This is a genomic window from Sphaerotilus sp. (genome assembly GCF_041083715.1).
Taxonomy (GTDB): Bacteria; Pseudomonadota; Gammaproteobacteria; order Burkholderiales; family Burkholderiaceae_C; genus Sphaerotilus.
Window position 1 is genome coordinate 1 of the sequence record NZ_JBFPGY010000391.1, and the last position, 4,960, is coordinate 4,960.

4 protein-coding genes are annotated in these 4,960 nt (G+C 71.0%); 1 reads left to right on the forward strand and 3 read right to left on the reverse strand.

Going from position 1 to position 4,960, the window contains the following annotated elements; translation table 11 throughout:
- Position 1: 1 nt before the first annotated feature.
- The gene (locus tag AB3X43_RS18295; RefSeq protein ID WP_369431298.1) at positions 2–1,519 is read right to left on the reverse strand and encodes a sigma 54-interacting transcriptional regulator; all 1,518 of its coding nucleotides are present in this window, start codon (positions 1,517–1,519) and stop codon (positions 2–4) included.
- A 165-nt stretch (positions 1,520–1,684) separates the two neighbouring features.
- Between AB3X43_RS18295 and AB3X43_RS18300 the strand changes: the two genes are divergently transcribed.
- Positions 1,685–3,106, forward strand: a complete 1,422-nt coding sequence (locus AB3X43_RS18300) for a DUF4382 domain-containing protein (RefSeq protein WP_369431299.1) — start codon at positions 1,685–1,687, stop codon at positions 3,104–3,106.
- Between the two features lie 28 nt (positions 3,107–3,134).
- Here the strand turns inward: AB3X43_RS18300 and AB3X43_RS18305 are convergent, their stop codons facing one another.
- Together AB3X43_RS18305 and AB3X43_RS18310 are read right to left on the reverse strand one after the other, a co-directional pair.
- A complete protein-coding gene (locus AB3X43_RS18305; RefSeq protein ID WP_369431300.1) occupies positions 3,135–4,529 on the reverse strand; it encodes a sigma-54-dependent transcriptional regulator in 1,395 nt (464 codons plus the stop codon).
- Positions 4,526–4,960, reverse strand: a 435-nt coding sequence (locus AB3X43_RS18310; RefSeq protein ID WP_369431301.1) for a sensor histidine kinase, incomplete at its 5' end; no start/stop codon positions are given. The genes AB3X43_RS18310 and AB3X43_RS18305, both read right to left, overlap by 4 nt.

The following is a 4,960-nucleotide window of genomic DNA, read 5'->3' on the forward strand; positions in this document are numbered from 1 at the left end:
ACTACCCCGCGCCGATGCCGTACTTGCGCAGCCGCACCGCGATCGCCGAGTGCGAGGTCTGGAGCCGCTCGGCGAGCTTGCGGGTCGAGGGGTAGTCGGCATGCAGCCGCTGCAGCAGGGCCTTCTCGAAGCCGGCGACGGCGTCCTCCAGCGAGCCGACCGGTGCGGCCTCGGGCGCAGCGCTGGCGGCGGGTGCCGTCGCGCTGCCGACGAACTCCAGATCCGCCGGCTCGATCACCGGCGCCTCGCTCAGCGTCACGGCGCGGAAGATGACGTTCTGCAGTTGCCGCACATTGCCGGTCCACGGATGTGCGAGCAGCGCTGCCGCCGCCGCTGCCCCGATGCGCGGCCGCGGCCGGCCGATCTGCGTGCAGGCACGCTCCAGGAAGACCTGCGCCAGCGGCAGGATGTCCTCGGTGCGTGCGCGCAGCGGCGGCACCTGCAGCTGCAGCACGTCGAGCCGGAACAGCAGATCCTGCCGGAACGTGCCCGCGGCCACCATGTCTTCCAGCGAGCGGTGGGTGGCGCTGATGATGCGCAGGTCCGCCTTCAGCTCGCGCTCGCCGCCGACGCGCCGGAAGCTGCCGTCGTTGAGAAAGCGCAGCAGCTTGGCCTGCAGATACGCCGACATCTCGCCGACCTCGTCGAGGAAGAGCGTGCCGCCATCCGCCAGCTCCAGCAGCCCCGGCTTGCCGCCGCGCAGCGCGCCGGTGAAGGCGCCGCTGGCGTAGCCGAACAGCTCGCTCTCAGCCAGGCTTTCGGGCAGCGCGGCGCAGTTCAGCGCGAAGAAGGGCTGGTCCTTGCGGCGGCTGCCGGCGTGGCAGGCGTGGGCGATCAGCTCCTTGCCGGTGCCGGTCTCGCCGCGGATCAGCAGCGGCGCGTCCACCGGCGCCATGCGCGCGGCGCGTTGCTTGAGCTGGCGGACCGCGGGCGAGTCGCCCAGGATCGTCTCGAAGCCGCCCGCGCCGTGGTTGCGCAGCGCGCTCAGGCGTTCGCCCAGGCGGTGCGGCGCGTGCAGCGTCAGCACCGCGCCGGCCACCGCGCCGCCCGTCTCGTGCAGCGCCACCGATTCGAGCAGGAAGGACTGGCCGCCGAGCTGCACCTCGCTGCCCGCGCGGGTGGTGTCCGGCAGGTCCGTCAGGCCGGGCAGCGACCGGCCGATCAGTGCCGACTCGGTCATCCCGCTGGCGCTGACGGCCGCCGCGTTGGCCACCACCACCACGCCCGCGGCATCGACGGCGAGCACCGGGTCTTCCTGTGCCGCCAGCAGCGCATCCAGGTACAGCCGCCGCCGCGCGCCCGGCAGCATCGCCACCGCGTCGACCGACTGCACGCCCGCCACGCCGAGCAGCTCGCCGCGCAGCTGCCCGAGCCCCTGCGCGTCCAGCGCCGGGGCTTCGAGGTAGACGTGCGGCGGCTCGACTTCGACCGCGGACACGTCCAGCGCCCGCTGCGCCAGCGTGGCGAGGATTTCCTGGGCGATACCGACCCGGTCGGTGAAGAAGACGTCGATGCGCATGTCACGGATTCTGCGTGATTGAAAAGATGGGTTAACCGGCGTAACGCTGTTCACTTCTGCATGGACAGGGCGTGGCTGCGGACTCTAGGATGTCTATATATGGGAAATTTTCCCATTAATTCATACATACATACATACATCCATCCAGCCTCCAGGAGTGCACCGATGATCCGTACCCGCCTGAACAAGTCCTTGATCCTGACCCTGTCGTCCGCTGCACTGGCTGTGCTGGGCGCATGTGGTGGTGGGGGCGACACCACCTCGACCACACCGACCGCGACCGCCTCGGCGGTCACGCTGCAGACCTACATCACCGACAACCTCGCCACCGAGTACTCGAAGGTCTGGGTCACCATCAAGAAAGTCACCGCCACCGACAGCACCGGTGCCGTCGTCACGCTGCTGGACGCCACCGCCGCGCCGGTCGTCGTCAACCTGTCCTCGCTGGCGGACGTGGGCCAGTTCATGTCGAGCGTGACGCTGCCGGCCGGCATCTACACCCAGATCGCCGTGACGCTGGGCAACGACGTGCAGCTCGTCTCGCTGGACGGCACGACCACCGTGACCGGCAAGCTCGGCAGCGGCACCAGCGACTTCGTCTGGAACGTGCGCAACCTGAGCTTCGACACCTCCACCACTGGCCAGCTCGTGCTCGACTTCAACCTCGCGCGCTTCACCTACAGCGCCGCCACCGGCCTCGTGACGCCGCAGGTCGATGTGCCCACGCCGACCGATGCCTTCCGCAAGTTCGTGCGCCAGCAGGCCGAGGTCCATGGCACGGTGCAGAGCGTGGACACCACGGCGGGCACGATCACCGTCAACGACAGCCGCCTGGGCACGGGCGTGGTCGTCTCGCTCGCCACCGACGCGGTCATCACCAACGAATCCACCGGATCGACGCTGACGCTGGCCCAGCTCACCGCGGGCACCCGCATCGGCATCAAGGGCACGGTCACACCGGGCGCGACCACCGCCGACCCGGTCACCGTGACCGCCACCGTCGTCCACGTCGAATCCGCCGTGACCCGCGCCCGCGGCGAAGGCACGGTCAGCGCGGTCAACGGCACGCTGGTCACGGTCAGGCTGACCGACGCCAATTTCCTGCCCGGCAGCGACAGCGTGGTGGTCGACATCGGCACGGCCACGTTCCCGCACGGGCTGGCCAGCGATCTGGCGGTCGGCGTCGCGGTGAGCTTCCGCGGGCAGGTCAGCGGCATCGGCTCGGCCGCGGTGATCACGGCGACGACAGTGGATGTGCGCGGCGCGGCATCGCGCACCGCGCGGCAGGCGCACCCGGACCATGCCTACGTCGGCAGCGGCGTGCGCGGCACCGTGGGCACGGTCAACAGCGATGGCACCTTCACCTTCACGGTGGGCAGCACCACCGCCACCACCGCCGTGCCGGCCGGGACCTACACCGTCAATGCCGCCAGCGCCACCTACCACGATGGCACGGCGACCTGCCTGGTCGCCGGTGCCACGGTGCAGGTCCTGGGCACGCTCAGCGGCACCACGCTGAGCGCCACGGTCCTCGACATCGACGGCTGCGCCGGCCAGCGGCATTCGGAGCCGCACGGCATGCGCTGACCCTGGGCACGCTCCGGGGCGGTGAGCGTCAGTCCTCCGTGCGGAACTCCGCCGGGTCGATCTGCAGCCGGCGCCGCTTGTCGTAGAGCGTCTGCTTGGGCACGCCGAGCGCGCGGGCCGCGGCCGACACGTCGCCGAGGTGCTGGCGCAGCGCCTCGGTGATCAGCACGCGCTCGACCTGCTCGACCTGCTCGGGCAGGGTGCGCTGCGGTGTCTGCGCCCCGGAGGCGCCCAGTGCGCCGGTGAGGTCGTCACCGAGCAGGCCGAGCACGAAGCGGTCGGCCACGTTGCGCAGCTCGCGCACATTGCCCGGCCAGTGGTGGGCCATCAGCGTGGCCAGCACGGCGCCGTCGACGATCGGCGCCGGCAGGCCGTAGCGGCGCGCCGACTGCAGCGTCAGGTGCTCGAACAGCAGCGGGATGTCCTCGCGCCGCTCGCGCAGCGGGGGCAGTTCGATGAAGGCCACACCGAGCCGGTAGTACAGGTCCGAGCGGAATTTCTTCTGCTCGCTGAGCAGCCGCAGGTCTTCCTTGCTCGCGGCGATGACCCGGCAGTCGACGGCGACGGGGTCGTTGGAGCCGATGCGCTCGATCGAGCGCTCGTGCAGCGCCCGCAGCAGCTTGACCTGCACCGCCAGCGGCATGCTCTCGATCTCGTCGAGGAAGAGCGTGCCGCCGTGGGCGTGCTCGAACTTGCCGATGCGGCGGCGGATCGCGCCGGTGAAGGCGCCGACCTCGTGGCCGAACAGCTCGCTCTCGACCAGGTTGTCCGGCAGTCCGCCGCAGTTGACCGGCACGAAGTGGCCGCGGCGTCGTGCGCTGTGGTCGTGCAGGCAGCGGGCGACGAGGTCCTTGCCGGTGCCGGTCTCGCCATAGATGACCACGTCGGCCGGCGCTGCGGCCAGCGTGCGCACCATGCGGCGCACCCGCTCCATCTGGGCCGAGCGGCCGATGAGCGTGGCCTGGATGCCGTGCCAGCCGTCGAGCTGGCGGCGCAGCGTGTGCACCTCCATCAGGAGCTGGCGCTTGTCCGCGGCGCGCCGCACCACCGAGACCAGCCGCTCCGACGAGCAGGGCTTCTCGATGAAGTCGTAGGCACCGTCCTGCACCGCCTGCACCGCCATCGCGATGTCGCCGTGGCCGGTGATGAGGATGACCGGCAGCTCGGCGTCGAGCGCGTGCAGCTCGCGCAGCCAGGCGGTGCCGGTCATGCCCGGCAGCCGCACGTCGCAGACGACGACGATGGGCAGGCCCGTCTGCACCTGCGGGCGCGCCTGCTCGACGCTGCCATGGGCGTCCACGGCGAAGCCGGCCAGGTCCAGCGCCTGCACGCTGCCCAGGCGCACATCCTCGTCGTCCTCGACGAAGATGACGCGGATCGGATGGACGGGGGCCATGGTCGGGGCGGGACGGGCAGTGCTCATGCAGGGTCGGATGGCTCAGGGGCGGCGGGCAGCTCGATGGTGAACGCGACCCCCGACGCATCGAGGTTGCCCCCCTGCAGCCGACCGCCGAAGCCCTGCACGAGGCGCGCCGAGAGCACCAGCCCGAGGCCCAGGCCCTTGCCGGCCGGTTTCGTGGTGACGAACGGCTCGAACAGGCGGCGCAGCACATCGGGCGTGATCGCTGGCCCATTGTTGCCGATGACGAGCTGGATCTGTTCTCCCGTGCGGTGGGCGTGCACGGTGATGCGCGGGGCAGCCGTGCCGGCCAGCGCGTCGATCGCATTGGTCAGCAGGTTGACCAGCACCTGCTCCAGCCGCATCGCGTCGGCCATCGCCCGCAGGTCGGGCGGCTCCACCGCCACGGTCACGGCGATGTCCGCCTCGCGCAGCCGCGCAGCCAGTCCGAACAG